This is a genomic window from Brevibacillus borstelensis (assembly GCF_037834415.1).
In the GTDB taxonomy this organism is placed as follows: Bacteria; Bacillota; Bacilli; order Brevibacillales; family Brevibacillaceae; genus Brevibacillus; species Brevibacillus borstelensis_A.
The window spans coordinates 71,056-88,103 of sequence record NZ_JAUMSJ010000013.1; the positions used below are offsets into that span (position 1 = coordinate 71,056).

General features: G+C 52.7%; 17 protein-coding genes. 14 read left to right on the forward strand and 3 right to left on the reverse strand.

Features of this window, described 5'->3' with window-relative positions:
* The first annotated feature begins 8 nt into the window (after positions 1-8).
* The 14 genes from Q3F21_RS12910 to nadA all read left to right on the forward strand — a co-directional run bounded on the left by Q3F21_RS12910 (position 9) and on the right by nadA (position 14,418).
* The gene (locus Q3F21_RS12910; protein WP_340253139.1) at positions 9-758 is read left to right on the forward strand and encodes a threonine/serine exporter family protein; all 750 of its coding nucleotides are present in this window, start codon (positions 9-11) and stop codon (positions 756-758) included.
* Positions 759-767: 9 nt separating this feature from the next.
* Positions 768-1,217 (forward strand): threonine/serine exporter family protein, encoded by a 450-nt coding sequence (locus Q3F21_RS12915; protein WP_340253141.1) that lies wholly within the window; start codon positions 768-770, stop codon positions 1,215-1,217.
* A complete protein-coding gene (gene tilS / locus Q3F21_RS12920; RefSeq protein ID WP_340253144.1) occupies positions 1,195-2,622 on the forward strand; it encodes a tRNA lysidine(34) synthetase TilS in 1,428 nt (475 codons plus the stop codon). Before Q3F21_RS12915 ends, tilS begins: the two co-directional genes overlap by 23 nt.
* A complete protein-coding gene (gene hpt, locus Q3F21_RS12925; RefSeq protein ID WP_340253146.1) occupies positions 2,619-3,158 on the forward strand; it encodes a hypoxanthine phosphoribosyltransferase in 540 nt (179 codons plus the stop codon). The genes tilS and hpt overlap by 4 nt, the downstream gene beginning before the upstream one ends.
* Positions 3,159-3,227: 69 nt before the next feature.
* Positions 3,228-5,276, forward strand: coding sequence for an ATP-dependent zinc metalloprotease FtsH (gene ftsH / locus Q3F21_RS12930; RefSeq protein WP_340253149.1), 2,049 nt, complete (start codon positions 3,228-3,230; stop codon positions 5,274-5,276).
* Positions 5,277-5,456: 180 nt separating this feature from the next.
* Positions 5,457-5,816, forward strand: coding sequence for a hypothetical protein (locus tag Q3F21_RS12935; RefSeq protein ID WP_340253152.1), 360 nt, complete (start codon positions 5,457-5,459; stop codon positions 5,814-5,816).
* A 361-nt stretch (positions 5,817-6,177) separates the two neighbouring features.
* Positions 6,178-6,507: a hypothetical protein gene (locus tag Q3F21_RS12940; RefSeq protein ID WP_340253155.1), complete on the forward strand. Its 330-nt coding sequence runs from the start codon at positions 6,178-6,180 to the stop codon at positions 6,505-6,507.
* Between the two features lie 213 nt (positions 6,508-6,720).
* Complete coding sequence (locus Q3F21_RS12945; RefSeq protein WP_340253158.1) at positions 6,721-8,454, forward strand: ABC transporter substrate-binding protein; 1,734 nt, start codon at positions 6,721-6,723, stop codon at positions 8,452-8,454.
* A 54-nt stretch (positions 8,455-8,508) separates the two neighbouring features.
* Positions 8,509-9,465 (forward strand): ABC transporter permease, encoded by a 957-nt coding sequence (locus Q3F21_RS12950; RefSeq protein ID WP_340253161.1) that lies wholly within the window; start codon positions 8,509-8,511, stop codon positions 9,463-9,465.
* Positions 9,466-9,477: 12 nt separating this feature from the next.
* Positions 9,478-10,404 (forward strand): oligopeptide ABC transporter permease, encoded by a 927-nt coding sequence (gene opp4C / locus Q3F21_RS12955; protein ID WP_340253164.1) that lies wholly within the window; start codon positions 9,478-9,480, stop codon positions 10,402-10,404.
* Positions 10,405-10,415: 11 nt separating this feature from the next.
* Entirely contained in the window at positions 10,416-11,402 is a 987-nt protein-coding gene (locus tag Q3F21_RS12960) for an oligopeptide/dipeptide ABC transporter ATP-binding protein (protein WP_340253167.1), read from the forward strand.
* Positions 11,395-12,360, forward strand: coding sequence for an oligopeptide/dipeptide ABC transporter ATP-binding protein (locus Q3F21_RS12965; RefSeq protein ID WP_340253170.1), 966 nt, complete (start codon positions 11,395-11,397; stop codon positions 12,358-12,360). Before Q3F21_RS12960 ends, Q3F21_RS12965 begins: the two co-directional genes overlap by 8 nt.
* Positions 12,361-12,514: 154 nt before the next feature.
* Entirely contained in the window at positions 12,515-13,378 is an 864-nt protein-coding gene (locus Q3F21_RS12970) for an HAD family hydrolase (RefSeq protein ID WP_340253173.1), read from the forward strand.
* A 95-nt stretch (positions 13,379-13,473) separates the two neighbouring features.
* Positions 13,474-14,418, forward strand: coding sequence for a quinolinate synthase NadA (gene nadA / locus Q3F21_RS12975; protein WP_340253175.1), 945 nt, complete (start codon positions 13,474-13,476; stop codon positions 14,416-14,418).
* A 126-nt stretch (positions 14,419-14,544) separates the two neighbouring features.
* Here nadA and Q3F21_RS12980 read toward each other — a convergent pair whose 3' ends face one another.
* From Q3F21_RS12980 to Q3F21_RS27440, 3 genes are all read right to left on the reverse strand, one after another.
* The gene (locus tag Q3F21_RS12980) at positions 14,545-15,846 is read right to left on the reverse strand and encodes an FtsW/RodA/SpoVE family cell cycle protein (RefSeq protein ID WP_340253177.1); all 1,302 of its coding nucleotides are present in this window, start codon (positions 15,844-15,846) and stop codon (positions 14,545-14,547) included.
* Positions 15,843-16,178, reverse strand: a complete 336-nt coding sequence (locus tag Q3F21_RS12985; RefSeq protein ID WP_340253178.1) for a PadR family transcriptional regulator — start codon at positions 16,176-16,178, stop codon at positions 15,843-15,845. The genes Q3F21_RS12980 and Q3F21_RS12985 overlap by 4 nt, the downstream gene beginning before the upstream one ends.
* 185 nt (positions 16,179-16,363) lie before the next feature.
* Positions 16,364-16,558, reverse strand: a complete 195-nt coding sequence (locus Q3F21_RS27440; RefSeq protein ID WP_425341255.1) for an isochorismatase family protein — start codon at positions 16,556-16,558, stop codon at positions 16,364-16,366.
* Positions 16,559-17,048: the final 490 nt, after the last annotated feature.

Below are 17,048 nucleotides of genomic sequence, written 5' to 3' on the forward strand. Positions count from 1 at the left end.
GACAATAGGTGTCCCCAGATCTTGTTATGGATACCTGCCTCTTGGCAGGCGGAATTATGCTGAAGAACGGCGGGGAAACATACCGTACGGAAGAGACGATGTCGTGGATTGCAAAAGCGGCAGGCATGGATTCGGTCAACAGCTCCGCGACCCCGACCAGCATCATCTTGTCTTTTCGCGCGAACGGCCAGGATCATACGCGTATGATCCGAACGCCCAGCCGGACGATCAATTTAAATAAAGTCACCTTGGCCAACGACGTTTCGCGCCGGTTTGTCTCCGGCAGCATCACGATCTATGAAGCCTACAACCTGTTTCAGCAAATCGATCAGGGAAAGCCGGTTTACCCCAAATGGCTGCTGCACACGGCGGCTGGCATTGCCAGCGGCTCTTTTGCTATGCTCGCGGGCGGTTCCTGGCTTGACCTGATTCCATCCGCTTTGGCAGGCTTAACCGTCAACCTCAGCCTGCAATTTTTTGAAACGTTCCTACGGATCAAATTTTTTACAGAATTTGTGTCAGCTTTGCTGGGCGGATTGTTTGCGCTCCTCTGCGCTACATTGTTTTCCGAGCTGCACCTCAGCATTCTGATCATCGGTGCCATGCTCCCTCTCTTCCCGGGGATCGCTATCACCAACTCGCTCAGGGACCTGATGGCCGGAGATTTGGTCGCCGGAGTCTCGCGCGGGGCCGAAGCCCTTTTGACAGCACTTTCCGTTGCGGTAGCGACGGCTATTACCCTGTGGTTCGTGAGGTGAGTTTGACGAATGGTATTGTTGAAAGGATTGGGCCTCAGTCTTTTGTCTTCCATGGCGTGGGGACTATTGTTCAACGTCCCGGTGCGAACTTTGCTGGCATGCGGATTTGCCGGTTTGACCGGATGGCTGGTCTTCTCCCTTTTGCCGTACTTTGGCGCCGAGGTTATTTTATGTACATTTGCCGCCGCGACAACGGTTTCCATATTGAGTCAAGTGCTGTCGGTCTGGCTGAGGGTTCCCTCCACCAATTTCAGCGTCGCCGGCATTATTCCTCTGGTACCGGGGTCTCTCGCTTACAAAGCGATGCTTGCCTTTGTAAATGGGCAATATATGGAGGGAATGACGCTGGCCATGCAAACAGCGATGGTGGCGGGCGCGATCGCGTCCGGTCTGATCCTGGGAATTTCTTTGTTTACCATCTGGAGGGGAGCGCGCCATGCTAGAAAGCGTGCGCAATAACATTGAAAATAGCAAGCTCGCGGAGCGGGGCGAGACGATCGTGGTGGGGATTTCTGGCGGAAACGACTCTACTGCGCTTCTGCATATCTTATGGGCTCTCAATTCACACTATCAGTACGGCTGGAAATTGCACGCCGTACACCTGAATCACGGCTTTCGCGGAGAGGAAGCGCGCAGGGACGCCGACTACGCCGAGGAGCTTTGCCGCTTTCTCGGGGTGACTTTTCACTTGTTCGAGCGGAGCATTCCCGACGTCATGAAGCAGACCGGCGCTGGTGCCCAGGAAGCGAGCCGCGCTGTGCGCTACGAACTCTACAAGCAGATAGCCCTTCGTACAGGCGCCGCCAAGGTAGCCGTAGCTCACCACGCCGACGATCAGGTGGAGACCGTCCTGTTTAGGCTGTTGAGGGGGACCCGCCTCTCCGGGCTGGCCGGGATGCCTGTCCGGCGCTGGCTGGTTGACGGCTCAGTCGAGCTCATCCGGCCGCTTCTGCATCTCAGGAGGGCTGAGTTGGAGCGCTACTGCCGGGAAAACGGGCTATCCCCTCGCGAAGACAGCAGCAACCGCTCCCGCAAGTACGCCCGCAATCTGATCAGGCTTGACATCATGCCGCTGCTGGAGCAGGTAAACGAGCGCTACAGCGAGCATATCCTTTCCCTGGCTGCTGCCGTCCGGGAGGATGAGGCCTGCCTTCAAAAGCTTAGCGAAGACCGGTTAAAAGCGGTTGTCATCAAGCAAAAAAACGGCGATGTGACAATCGACGCCGACAAGTTTCAAAGTTGTGACGTTGCTTTACAAAGGAGAATGATTACTCTAATATTAAGTTATCTCTCAAGCCAAATCGAATGGTCTTCGCAACATGTGGAGGCCGTTTTGCGCATGATAGAGGGAAATCGTCCGTCTGCGGAGCTGGATTTGCCCGGGGGCATAACAGCGGCCCGGATGTATGGCAGGGTTCGCTTTCAGACGGATGGCCAGAAACGACATAGTCCGATTTTCTGCTACCAGCTTGCTGTTCCGGGAACGACAGTCATTACAGAAAGTGGAGCAGCGGTACATACGTTTTATCGTGACGGCCCCATCGATTGGGAACGAATTCCCGATCACGCGGCGGTTTTTGATGCCGATCGCCTCCCAGGGCCTTTATGTGTTCGCAACCGAAAGCAAGGGGACCGCATGCCTCTATGGGGAGCGGCGGGAAGCAAAAAGCTGAAGGAGCTGCTGATCGACGCCAAGGTGCCGCAGAAGTGGAGGGACAGACTGCCGCTTTTGACTGCGGGCGACGAGGTGGTCTGGGTTCCGGGCATCCGCCGATCCGCCATTGCGCCTGTAAGCGAACGGACCAAGCGGGTATTGTATGTGGAAGTGGAGTTTGGAGAAGAGTGGCGGGAGGTTTTAATGTGAACCAAGACATCAAGGAGATTTTGCTCACCGAAGAACAAATTGCAGGCAAGGTAAAAGAACTGGGCGCGATCCTGAGCGAAGAATACCGGGACAAAAACCCGTTGGTCATCTGCGTTTTGAAGGGCGCTGTCGTATTTATGGCGGACCTGCTTCGCCATATGGACATTCCCTGCGAAATGGACTTTATGGCCGTATCCAGCTACGGAAGCGGCACCGAGTCCTCCGGCATGGTGAAAATCCTGAAGGACCTTGACACTTCTTGCGAAGGTCGCCACGTCCTCGTCGTCGAGGATATCATGGACAGCGGTTTGACTTTGAGCAGGCTGATGGAGCTTTTGCGCCACCGTCAGGCGGCTTCCGTCAAAGTCGTGACGCTGCTGAACAAGCCGGAGCGCCGCAAGGTCAGCATCTCGCCGGATTACAGCGGATTTACGATTCCCGACGAATTCGTCGTCGGCTACGGGCTTGACTTTGCCGAAAAGTATCGAAACCTGCCATTTATTGGCGTACTAAAACCGGAAGTTTACACGAACTAGCTTTGTTGTGAAGAACTGACTCCGTATGGTAAAATGTGAAAAGTGTCTGTTCGTGAGAGGAGGTAAGGAATGAATCGCTTTTTTCGTAATACCGGGTTCTACCTACTAATCTTTCTTGTCACGGTCGGGATCGTGAATTTTATCCTCTCCGGTTCTGATAAGGTTGGGAAACTTACATATCAGGAATTCCGGGTACAGCTGCTAACCGACAACGTCTCCGAGCTTACGCTTCGTCCCGAGGGCGGAACCTATCGGGTAGACGGTGTCCTGAAAGCGGTAAATCCGGGACAGGAAACCAAGTTTGTAACAAATGTACCGCTTTACGATTCGGATATCATCAAGCTGGTTAACGCGAAGATCGATGAGCAAAAAGTGAAAAGGGTTGAGGTCGCTCCACAGGAAGGCAACAGCATTTGGCTGACTTTCCTGACATCGATCATTCCTTTCATCATCATCTTTATCCTGTTCTTCTTCCTGTTAAACCAGGCTCAAGGCGGCGGCAGCCGTGTGATGAACTTCGGGAAGAGCCGCGCGAAGCTATACAACGAAGAGAAAAAGCGCGTTACATTTAACGATGTTGCAGGAGCAGACGAAGAAAAGGCGGAGCTGGAGGAAGTCGTCGAATTCCTCAAAGACCCGCGTAAGTTCGACGCAGTTGGCGCGCGCATTCCAAAAGGCGTCCTGCTCGTCGGCCCTCCCGGAACCGGTAAAACCCTTCTGGCCCGCGCTGTTGCGGGTGAAGCGGGTGTGCCGTTCTTCAGCATCTCCGGTTCCGACTTTGTGGAGATGTTTGTCGGGGTGGGTGCGTCCCGCGTGCGCGATCTGTTTGAAAACGCAAAGAAAAACGCGCCTTGCATTATCTTTATCGACGAGATTGACGCAGTCGGCCGTCAGCGTGGAGCAGGTCTTGGCGGCGGTCATGACGAACGCGAGCAAACGCTGAACCAGCTGCTTGTCGAAATGGATGGCTTCGGCGGAAACGAAGGGATTATCATCGTCGCTGCCACAAACCGTCCGGACATTCTGGACCCTGCGCTTCTGCGTCCAGGGCGTTTTGACCGTCAAATTACGGTAGATCGCCCGGACATCAAGGGCCGCGAAGCTGTCCTGAAGGTCCATGCCCGCAACAAGCCGCTTGGCGAAGACGTGAAGCTGGATGTCATTGCGCGTGGCACGTCAGGCTTCACCGGTGCCGATCTGGAGAACCTGCTGAATGAGGCAGCCCTTCTGACTGCACGGAGAAACAAGAAGCAAATCAACATGACCGAAGTCGATGAAGCCATCGACCGCGTCATCGCCGGTCCGGCGAAAAAATCCCGCGTGGTGAGCGAGGACGAAAGACGTCTCGTGGCCTATCACGAAGCGGGCCATACAATTATCGGGTACTACCTGAGAAATGCAGAAATGGTACATAAGGTAACCATCATTCCGCGCGGCCAGGCTGGTGGATACACAGTGATGCTGCCGAAGGAAGACCGTTTCTTTGCAACCAAGACCGACTTGCTCGACAAGATTACCGGTCTCTTGGGTGGACGCGTGGCGGAAGAGCTCGTATTGGGCGATATCAGTACCGGGGCCCACAACGACTTCCAGCGGGCGACGGCGATTGCCCGCAGCATGATTACGGAGTACGGAATGAGCCGACTGGGGCCGATGCAGTTTGGCCGCAACCAGGGGCAAGTGTTCCTGGGCCGGGACATTGGCCATGAGCGCAACTACTCCGAACAGATCGCGTACGAGATCGACCAGGAGATGCAAAGCATCATTAACGAGTGCTACGACAAGTGTAAAGAGCTGCTCACGAAGCATCGTGACAAGCTGGAGCTGGTGGCTACCACGCTGCTTGAGGTCGAAACGCTCGACGCCGATCAGATCAAGCAATTGATCGAGAACGGAAAGCTGGATCCGCATCCGCTCGAAAACAAAGATGTGGTTGTGAATATCCAGACGAAGAAAGACGAGCCGACCATCAGCGAAGCGGCGGAAGCCAAGAAGGAAACCGATGAAACCGCTGAAGGCACGGCGGAAAGCAACGCAGACGACAAAGCGGAAAACAACACGGAAAACACTGCGGAAACGCCGAACAGTGGGTCCGAGCAGGACGAGAAGAAACAATAAAATGATTATAGGTTGATCAAGTCGAGTTTGAATACGGTGATCGCTTCTGGGTGCTACCAAGGAGAGATCACCGTATTTTATTTGGAATTAGCGTATAAAAGTGAGACAGTCGAAATTAATACAAATTCATCTCAATATTTTATTATTGTACACAAATACAATTTATGGAAGGTATTTAGGGTGAGAAAGATTATTAGCAGTGTTATCTCAGCGATCCTCTTAACATCTCTGGTCAGTGGAGTTGTAGCGAAAGAATCAAAAACTTCATATGAAGTGACTTTTCAAGCGGAAGAAATTAATGATTTGAGTACATTGTTTATAAGGGCGAAAAATAATATCACAGATTATAATAGTACTCCAAGTGCTGAGGCTAAGTTGCAGACTGATGGGGGTGTTGAGAAAGATTTGAAAGTTTATCATACGACACAACGTTTAAAAACCGAAAGAAATATTGCTACAAGTGAACAGAAAGAGAGCTACGTAACTTATTACTTCTATGGTATACCTAAAGAAGTACTAATAAATCAATATCCATTTTAGGGTCAACTTCTGATGAAGATTGGGATAGTCGATAACAAGCAGAGAAGTGAGATACGGCGCTTCAGGAGGAGCTTTGCGTGATGATGGAACACACGGAGGGTCTGTGATCCAAGAAAGTGGATCTTTATACCCATCATCAAATTCTTTCTCATACGATGCCCCTAAACACTGGAAGCCAGTTTCTGACTGGGCTAGTACAATTGGCGTCAACACAAAGGCAACGCTAAAATTGGGAACTGAAACTTGGACGTTAAAATTGGATAATTATCAGACCAATTAGCTCTTAAAAAGTAAGGCGAACACCAATATTGTCATAAAATTGGTGTTCGTTTTCTAATTTGGTTAATAAGAGGGGTCTTACTTGATTAAATCTTTATCAATCGGGATTGTTCTTGTCTTGTTATTTTTCGGGTACGCTCTTTATCAGGGAGATCTGATTGGTGTATGGATAAGGTTATCAGGATATGCTGGCTTTGGATTGATCGTTCTTGCACTTCTTATGCTGGGATCAACATTGGGAGTAGATAGAATTAATTTAGCGACACCAGATGTGAAAAGGGATTTTGTAGTTGATGATAACAACGAGGCAATGAGAAAAGAAAGAAAACTGGAGCAACGATGGGCAATCTATGTTTTATTGGCAGGGCTTCCGTCATTCGTGACGTGGATCATCCTTTATTATGGGAGTTGATACTTCTTCCAGTCCCTATTTCCCGGCTGTCTATACGTGTAGTGTAAAGAAAATGATGCCTGTTTTACCAAAAAGCCGTTTTCTATTTGTGCCCGGAATGAAAACGGCTTTTTTAATCCCCACAAAACATACTTTACACATCGGAATTATGTGTATATAATCATTCCCAGATGTTTCTTTTTCCAATCATGACCTTTTGAGGGGGATGCAAGAATGAAAAAAGGATTGATTAGCGCGTTGCTGCTCATCCTGTTCGGAGCAGTATCCGTCTCCGGCTGCTCAACACAGGAGAGCGCAAGCGACAATCAGACGCCTGCTGCACCGCAAGAGACGAGAGATGTTCAAAGCATTCCGGATTCGTTCATTCCTGCGACGGATAAATCAAAATCGCCGGAAGCGGCAAAAAAGCGGACGGACACGGTTGTGGCTACGCTTACGGAGCCGGGTGGGGTATTCAATCCGTACTTTTACAAAAACGGCTATGACGGAAACGTTAGTTCCGCCATTTTCGCTCCGCTGGTGAGCGTCGACAAAAACGGCAAACCGATTCCCCGCTTGGCGGAAAAATGGGACATCTCGGACGATCAGCTGACGTACACATTCCACTTGCGGCCCAACCTGAAATTCAGCGACGGATCGCCGCTGACAGCCCAAGACGTCGCCTTTACCCTGACGATTCTCCACGACAAGGCGTACGACGGAGACGAGGACATCTTTGAAACGAAAATCAAAGGCGGCCAGGCTTACAAGGAAGGGAAAGCAGATACGATCGAGGGCATTACAGTCATCGACCCGCAGACCATCCAGATCACGACCGAGAAAGTGAATGCCCGCTCCCTGCTCATCCTCGGCGGACCGGTGCTGTCCAAAGCCTACTACGGCAAGGGGTATACGCCGGGCAACCTGGAGTATCTGCGGACGCTGCACGCAAAGCCGCTTGGAGCCGGCCCGTACAAGCTGGAGAAGTACATCACCGGCCAGGAGGTTCGCTATTTGGCAAACGAGCATTACTATGCCGGCAAGCCCGCGGTCGAGCACTTCATTTACAAGACGACGGAGGGAGACGCCCTGCAGTTTTTCCAGACAGGAGAGACCGACTACAACTCCTTTACTGCCAACGAGGACAATCTGGAGCTGCTGAAGAGCCTGGGCTACGCGAACATCAACGTGTACACATCCACGGCCTACAGCTACATCAAATTCAACCACAGCAAGCCGTACTTCAAGGATAAGCGGGTGAGACAAGCGCTGATCTACGGTCTCGATCGGCAAAAGATCGTCGACACGGCTTACCAAGGCTACGGACAGGTAGCCAACGTTCCGGTCTCGCCTGTCTCCTGGGCCTATACGGAGGAAGTCAATCCGTATCGCTACGATCTGGAGAAAGCGAAGGCCTTGCTGGACGAGGCAGGCTGGAAGGCGGGGGCTGGCGGCATCCGCGAGAAGGACGGCCAGAAGCTGAAGCTGTACTACTTGACGACAAAAGGCCCGCTGAGCGATGTGCTCATCCCGATCGCCAAAGAGAACTACAAGGAATTGGGCGTACAGCTGGAAGCGGAGCTGATGGACTACAACGCATTGCTGGCGCGTACGGCGAAAGGCGACCATGATCTCGCATCCTTCTCCACGACGATGCTGACCGATCCGTCCGACGGCGTGATTCAGTTCGGCTCGAACCGTTCGGGCAGCTTTACCGGAACGAACGGATACTCCAATCCAAAGGTGGACGAATTGCTGGAAAAGGGGATCAGCACGCTCGATATTGAGAAGCGGAAAGAAATATACAAAGAGCTGTACAACGAACTGGGCGACGACCCGCCGTACATTTTCCTGACCTATCGGAAGCTGCTTACCGCCCACAACGCGAGGGTGTCGGGATTCGGCCCCAACGGATATACCGGAATTTCCGGCAACTTGCCCGATCTGAAGATTGAACCCATTCAATAGATCGAATGAAGATGCTCAGCCTCCGGGCTGGGCATATTCCTTGGGAGGCGCAAGATGAAAGCCTATATCATCCGCAGACTGCTTTACATGATCTTGACTCTGTTTGGGGCATCGGTCTTGATTTTCGGCTTGTATGCCCTGACGCCTGGGGATTTTGTCGATAACAATCCGAAGCTGACCGACGAGCGAAAAGCCGAGCTAAAACAGCTGTACGGTCTGGATAAACCGGTCGTGGAGCGGTATTTCGTCTGGCTCGGCAATGCCGTTCGGGGCGATTTCGGATATTCCCTTCAATATCAGCAGCCGGTCACCTCGCTACTCGGTCAGTACATCTGGAATTCCTTTTTGATCGCGTCTGCCTCGACCTTGTTTACCTGGCTGATCGCGATTGTCATCGGGGTCATATCGGCGACCAGGCAGTACTCTCTGTTTGACTCCGTGGTGACGATCGGGGCATTTGCCGCGATGTCGTTTCCCTCGTTTTTCGCCGGACTGTTGATCATCAAGTTTTTTGCGGTGGACCTCGGCTGGTTTCCGCCCGGGGGGATGATTACTACCGGCAGCAACACTACCGGTCTGGCACATATATGGGAGGTCATCGACCATATGTTTTTGCCGGTGCTTGTTCTCACAATGCTCGGGGTCGGCTCCCTGACCCGCTATTTCCGAACAAACATGCTGGAAATCATCCGGCAGGATTTTATCCGGACAGCCAGAGCCAAAGGCTTGAAGGAAAAAACAGTCGTCTACAAGCACGCCTTGCGAAATGCGCTGCTCCCCGCGATCACGCTGCTTGGCTTTGAGCTTCCGGCCTTGTTCGGCGGCGCGATCATCACGGAGAAGATTTTCAACTGGCCGGGAGTGGGACAGCTGTACATGCAGGCGTTCAGCTTGCGCGACTACCCGCTGTTGATGGGATTCACGATGTTTTTGGCCATTTTGACTGTCGCAAGCAATCTGCTTGCCGACCTTTTGTACGGCGTGGCTGATCCGCGAGTGAGATTGAAATAGGAGGAATCGATATTGTCATCCATCGTCACGGAGACAGCGGGACTGGCGGGCGCACGGGCCGGTGCCCGGAGGTCTTCGCTCTGGAGAGATACGTTTGCCAAGCTGAAAAAGAACAAGGTCGCCATGTGCGGGCTGGTGTTTCTGGTCATGATGTTTTTGTTCTGCTTCATCGGCCCGTTTTTTTCGCCCTACGCATCGGGGAAAGTCAATACGGTGATGATCAACAAGCCCCCCAGTCTGGTCCATTGGCTCGGTACGGACAATCTGGGGCGGGACATATTGACACGCCTGATGCAGGCTGGCCGCATCTCGCTGACGGTGGGGCTGGCTGCGATGGTGCTGTCTGTCTTCATCGGCTCGGTTTTGGGAGTCGTGGCTGGCTATTACCGAGGGGTTGTCGATCAAATCGTGATGCGCTTTGCGGACATCCTGATGACGATTCCGGGGCTTCCGCTGCTGTTTATCATCGGGGCAATTTTATCCGAATGGAAAGTGCCCACTGATTACCGGATCTACATCGTCATGCTGATGCTCAGCCTGATCGGTTGGCCAGAGCTGGCGAGATTGGTGCGAAGCCAGATTCTGAGCCTGCGCGAACGAGAGTTCATGCAGGCCACCGAGTCTCTCGGGCTGCGGGATCACCGCAAGCTGTTTTTTCACCTGCTGCCCAATACGGTCCCGATCCTGATCGTGGTGGCTACGCTGCGGGTGGGAGGAGCGATACTGAGCGAGTCCATACTCAGCTACCTCGGTTTGGGGGTCGTCCCACCGACGCCCACGTGGGGCAATATGATCGATGCCGCGAATACGTTGATCGATTTTCAAAAACGGCCGTGGCTGTGGATTCCTCCCGGCTTCGCCATATTTGCCACGGTGATTTCGATCAACCTCCTCGGCGACGGCCTCCGGGATGCGCTGGACCCGAAAATGAAGAGGTAGGAGAGACGGTTATGACAAAGGCTTTGCTTACAATCGATCATCTGGAAACGCATTTCTTTACCCAGGAGGGAGTCGTCAAAGCCGTAAATGACATCAGTCTCCGTGTGAGAGAGGGAGAGACGGTCTGCATCGTCGGGGAATCGGGCTGCGGAAAAAGCGTAACGGCCATGTCTGTACTCGGGCTTGTAGCGGAGCCGCAAGGAAAAGTGGTTGGGGGAGACATCCGGTTCGACGGCGTTGATCTGTTGCAGCTTAGCCCCCTGGAGAAGCAGCAGCTGCGCGGCAATGACATCGCGATGATTTTCCAGGAGCCGATGTCGTCGCTCAATCCGGTCTTGACCATAGGCGAACAGATCATGGAGCCTCTGTGGGAGCATCTTCTTCTCTCCAAAAAGGAAGCCAGGGCGAAAGCGATTGAACTGATTTCGCTGGTAGGCATCCCCCGTCCCGAGGAGATCATGAACGCGTACCCCCATCAGCTGAGCGGCGGCATGCTGCAGCGGATCATGATCGCCATCGCGATCAGCTGCAATCCGAGACTGCTGATCGCCGACGAACCGACGACGGCTTTGGACGTCACGATTCAGGCGCAAATTCTCGATCTTTTGCGCGAGATCAAGGAAAAGTACAACACGGCGATTTTGCTCATCACCCATGATCTCGGCGTCGTTGCCGAAATGGCCGACTATGTGGTTGTCATGTACGCGGGCAAGGTGATTGAAGAGGGGCCTGTGCTGGAGCTGTTCAGCAATCCCCGGCATCCGTATACCCGTGGGCTTTTGCAAGCAAAGCCGGTGATCGGCCAGCGGAAAAAACGGTTGAACGCGATCCCGGGCCAAGTGCCGAATCTGATTGATCTGGCCGATTCCTGCTACTTCAACGACCGCTGCGAAAGCTGCATGGCGATTTGCCAAAAGAAGCAGCCGGAATGGAAGCGAATCGCCGATGGGCACGAGGTGGCGTGCTGGTTATACGAGGAGGAGAGCGGCCGTGAGTGAGGCACTGGTGGAAGTAAAGCAGTTGAAAAAGTATTACCCGATCACGGGAGGCATTTTTGGCAGAACCATCGGGCACGTCAAGGCAGTCGATGACGTCAGCTTTGCCATCCGGAAGGGGGAAGCCTTTGGCCTTGTCGGGGAGTCGGGGAGCGGCAAAAGCACGACCGGACGCACGATTTTGCGCCTCACCGACAAAACGGCTGGAGAGATCAGGTTCAAGGGAGTCGATCTGCATGCTGCAGGCAAGCAAGAGCTTCGTCGGCTTCGACCCAGCATGCAATTCATTTTTCAGGACCCGTACAGCTCGCTCAATCCCCGGCTTCGGGTAGGGGATGCCATCGGGGAGGCGCTGATGGATCACGGGCTTGCCGACAAGTCGGAGGTACGGGAGAAAGTGTTGGAGGTACTCGCTCTCTGCGGTCTGGCCCCGTATCACATCGACCGGTTTCCGCATGAATTTTCGGGCGGCCAGCGGCAGCGGATCGGCATTGCCCGCTCCATCATCCTGCAGCCGGAGTTTATCGTGGCCGATGAGCCGGTTTCTGCGCTGGACGTCTCCATACAGGCGCAAATTATCAATTTGTTTAACGACCTGCAGGAGAAAAAAGAGCTTACGTACCTGTTCATCTCGCATGATTTGAGTGTGGTGGAGCATCTCTGCTCCCGCATCGGCGTGATGTATCTGGGCTCCCTGGTGGAAATTGCGCCGCGGGACGAACTGTTTGCGCGTCCTCTGCATCCGTACACAAGGGCGCTGTTGTCGGCGGTGCCCATCCCCGATCCGCGGCTCAAACGGGAGCGGATCGTTCTGCGCGGAGACATTCCCAGTCCTGCGAATCCGCCGACAGGCTGCAAATTCCATACGAGATGTCCATTGGCGGCTGCCCGGTGTAGGGAAGAAGCGCCCGTTTTACGCCTGACGGACACCGATCACCAGGTGGCTTGCCATCTGGCATAGCGGACTTTCGATGTTCAGCCGGAATGTTCGTCCCTGTATTGAATAACCTTGGTGAATGGGGTACATTGTAGGTGGAAGAATTCATAGTGATTTGGAAATAAAGTGCAGGATGTAAGTGCCTGCGCTTTTCTTTTCATCGAAGGAGGAGATCGCCTTGTTTTCCAAGCTTCGTCTGGCAGCGTTTGATATGGATGGAACCCTGCTGAATGAACAGTCACAGATGACAGAAGCAACCAAGGAAGCGTGCCGGCTGCTGCAAGCCAGAGGCTGCAAGCTGGTGCTGTCGACGGGGCGCACCTATGCTTCCGCCCAGCTGCCGATTGGCGGGTTTGCGTTTGACGGGTATGTGTGCAGCAATGGAGCGGCGGTTCATGAGGCAGACGGGTCATTAGTGCAGCATACGGCTTTGCCCCTGGAAATGATCCAACAAGCTGTGCATACAATAAGGCAGGAGCCAATCTACTACGAGCTGCACGACACCGAGAGCAATCGTTGGATGGTTCAGGAAGACAGGGAGCGTATCGAAACATTGATCGAAGAGGATGCCTCGGTCGAAGGAGTCGCGCTGCGCCGCTTTTCCTTTTACGAGTGGTCACGGGTCGTTCCTCTGGCGGACATGATGCAGCGGGTTGCTTCCGGCGAGTCAAAAATCGTCAAGCTGTTTGTCTGGCATCCCGTCCCGGAAGCGCTCATCCCGGTCCGCAAGCAGCTGGAGCGTTGGAGCGATCAGGCTGACATCACATCTTCGGGGAAGCACAACGTGGAGGTGATCCCAGAGGGCGTCTCCAAATGGGAGGGGCTTACCTATTTTTGCCGGAAATGGGGATTTGCGCCCGAGCAGGTCATGGCGTTCGGGGATGCGGAGAACGACAGGGAAGCTTTGTCCAGAGCAGGGTTCCCGGTCGTCATGGAAAATGCCAGTCTGGCGATTAAGGAGCTGGCCCGTTTCATCGCTCCGCATCACGACGAAGACGGGGTCGCCCGCTTTATTCGCGAGTGCGTGCTGACGGGTGGGTAAAAGCAGCAGCCTCCCCAGCGACTATACATTGACAAGCAAGTGGGTTGGGATTACAATGGCCCTAAATTATGACACCTACGTAGGGGGATATATTCATGGAAGCCTTGGCGTTAGAAAAAAAGGCCCAGCGAAACGCTGAGTTGCGCGAACGGCTGATGCAATTGAAAAAAGAACGCAATGCCATCATCCTGGCCCATTTTTATCAGCGGCCGGAGATTCAGGAAGTGGCTGACTATATTGGAGATTCATTCGGTTTGGCGCAAAAAGCCAAGGAAACCGACGCGGACGTCATCCTGTTTTGCGGCGTCCACTTTATGGGGGAAAGTGCAAAAATTCTCAATCCCCAAAAGACCGTTATCATCCCGGATGAACGCGCCGGCTGTCCGATGGCCGACATGGTCAACGTGGAAGGCTTGCGCAAGCTGAAAGCGCAGCATCCGCATGCAAAGGTGGTCGCGTACATCAACACGTCCGCCGATGTGAAAGCGGAAACATATATTTGCTGTACGTCCTCCAACGCGAAACGGGTCATCGAGTCGATCGATTCCGACGAGATCATCTGGGTGCCGGACAAAAACCTGGGTCACTACGTTTCCCAGTTTACCGACAAGAAGATGATCATCTGGGAAGGGTACTGCAATACGCACGACCAGCTTTCCGTCCAGGACATCATGTCTTTGAAAGCCCGGCATCCGAATGCGCTTGTCGTCGTCCACCCCGAGTGCCGCCCGGAGGTCGTGGCCTTGGCGGATTACGTCGGCTCCACGACTGGCATTCTCAAATACTGCCGCGAATCCTCCCGCAAGGAGTTCATCATCGGCACGGAGGACGGCACGCGCTACATGCTGGAGAAGGACAGCCCGGACAAGACGTTTATCTTTGCCTCCAAGTATCTGGTCTGCCCGAACATGAAGGTCAACAACCTGAAAAAATGCGTGGAAGCGCTGGAAAACATGAAGCCGGAGATTTACGTGCCGGAGGATGTAGCGGACAAAGCACGCGCTTCGCTGGAGCGCATGCTGGCTGTGGCGCCGGCGTAACGCTGAAGCAGCCTGTTTTCCGCAAAACCAGTAAAACGCGAGAAACAAGTAAAAACCTGCACTTCTTTTGTCATAAAAGGGGGCAGGTTTTTACTTGTTAAAGCCAAAGTATTCTCTGCAAGAGCTTTAAGAGGAGAGCGGCTGCCTCATGTCCTTTCGGCGGTAAACCCCAAGGACCAGACCCAGTATCGCCATGTGACTGATGAAGTGCAAGCCGCCGTAGCTGATCAGCGGTATGGGTGCGGAAAACAATGGGACCCACCCGAAGGCCATCAAAATCCCCCAAAAATATTCGGTAAAAAACAGGGCCATCAGCCCACTCATTAAGAGAGCTCCGTAACGTTCCCTGGTTTGCTTGGCTGCGCGAAACAGCCGCATCAGCAAGAGCATGCCGATCAAGAGGACGCCGACCCCTGCGGCCAACCCGAAGGCGTACACCAGATAAACAAAAACGAAATCGGACCCCAGTGCTGCGGTATAACCCAACCCCTCAAGCTGGGTACCGAATCCATTTCCCCATATGCCTGCGGAGCGGATTGCCTCCAGAGACTGAATGAGCGCATATCCTCTTCCCATAGGGTCTTCATACGGGTTTAACCAGAACAAAAAGCGGTCTAGCTGATAGCGCTTCATCGTCAAAAGGAGTAATGCTACGGCCCCGATCAAGACAGCTCCTGTGCTGATGCAAGCTTGACGCCTGCTTGCTGGCGAGCGGAAAAGCAAAACGAAAAAACCGACAGTAAAAAGAAGGCCGGCAAACCAGTCTGGCGCTTTGGCATAAAACAGCAAGGGAACAAGGTACAAGCCCAAAACCAGAAACAAAGAGGTTTTCCTTTCCCAGTTCCAGTCTGACAAAATTCCCGCAAGCGAAATGATCAGTAAAAACGGACTGAGCCTGATCATATCAACCAGTATGCCGATATTCAGGTATGGCTTCCCGTTTAGAGTCTCTCCCCAAAGAAAAGAATAGGCAACCGCGAGGAGAGAACCAAAATACAGGGGTAAGGAATAAGATTTGATTTTGCTGTAATTGGTAAGCAGCAGGGCGACAAATGCAACAATTCCAAGAAAAATAAAGACAAGCTGTCTTTTTAAGAAGAACCAGGCATCATCAGGATTGCTCGCCACCAGGGACAGTAACACGAGCAGGCCGACCCCAATCAGCACTGTCACCATCCCTACAACACTCCACTCCATCCGGGGCTTGTGCGCCTGATGCAGCTGTTTTCCCACTGTAACAGGATCACCCAATTCCGTCAGGGCTCGTTCAACCGCCTCGGCTTCCGTGAAGCCGGATTTCATCAATTCGTCTACCTTGTCAGCAATGTGGCCTTCCAGCTCCAGCGTCACGGCGGCATGCACATCCTTGCTTCTAATCTGTGAGCAGACCTGCCGTATGTACGCTTGAATCTTGTCGTTTGGCGTCATGCCCGTCCCTCCCCAAGCACCTGATCGACAGCGGTGCGGAACGTGACCCACTCCTGTTTCTTTTCATGCAGCCGGGCTTTTCCTTCCCTGGTGATCCGATAGTATTTCCGCTTCCGCTCGCCTTCGCCGCCGCTCCAGTAGGATTCGACAAGTCCTTCTGATTCCAACGTGTGGAGGATAGGGTACAGGGTCCCTTCCTTCAGAGAAAGGATGCCGTTCGAGCTTTTTTCCATTTCCTTGCTCATCTCGTAGCCGTACATCGGTTTTCGTTCGAGAAGGGTCAGAATGAGGATGACTGTGCTGCCCTTCATCAGCTCCTTGTTGATTTTCATAATAGCCTCCCTTTGCATGGAATTTCGATGCATCGAATATCTAGGTATAATCATATAAGAAATTTGTCTCATTCGTAAAGGGAAAAATCCAATCATTTGGAGGAAACGTTTTTGTCTCGGCTGCGTCAAACTTTATGTCGGGATGATTTTCATTCAAGCGCCTAAACCAAAAACAGCAGCCCTCTTTAGCCGCTGTTTGAAATCGCGCTGCGACAAGTGGTATCCACGCAATACTCGGTTCTCGCGCCCGCGATAACCAGATGGGTAATTCCCCGTTTCTTCCATTCTTCTTTCAGTGGAGTTTGATAGAAAGCGTCCGTTGCCTGCTTCGCAATGACGACATCCCTGTACGTGGCGAGATCCCCTGGGCAAACTGCCAGAACATCGAGCCGTTTGCCATCATATCTCCGGGCATTCCTTCGTGTTGGATGTAGAAAATCGGAATGTGCTCTTCTTTCGCTTTTATGACTAAGGTTTGAATCACCGCAAAGGTTTGCTCTGCCTTATACGTTCCCCAAAGTGGTCCAACCTGCAAATCAATGAGAAGCAAAGCTGTTCAATCAACATCAAAAACGAAGGATTTCGAATGTTGGCGTAATCCAGAAAGATATACAGAGCATGGAACAGGCTCGATAGCTAAGTAAATTTCGTACTGTTAGGTACGACAACCTTAGAAGCCCCCACCTCTAAGCAAAGCGTGTGTGGAGGGTAGTTCACCGATTTGTAAATACATTTTTGTTTGTACTTCTTATAATGGGAACGTACTTAGAAAGATGTACATACCAGAGGGGAAAGGAGCATATGGTCTTAGCGCAAAAAAGGAAGTCATTCATTCGGTGAAAAAGCCTCATACGAGGGTTTTCCTGCTAT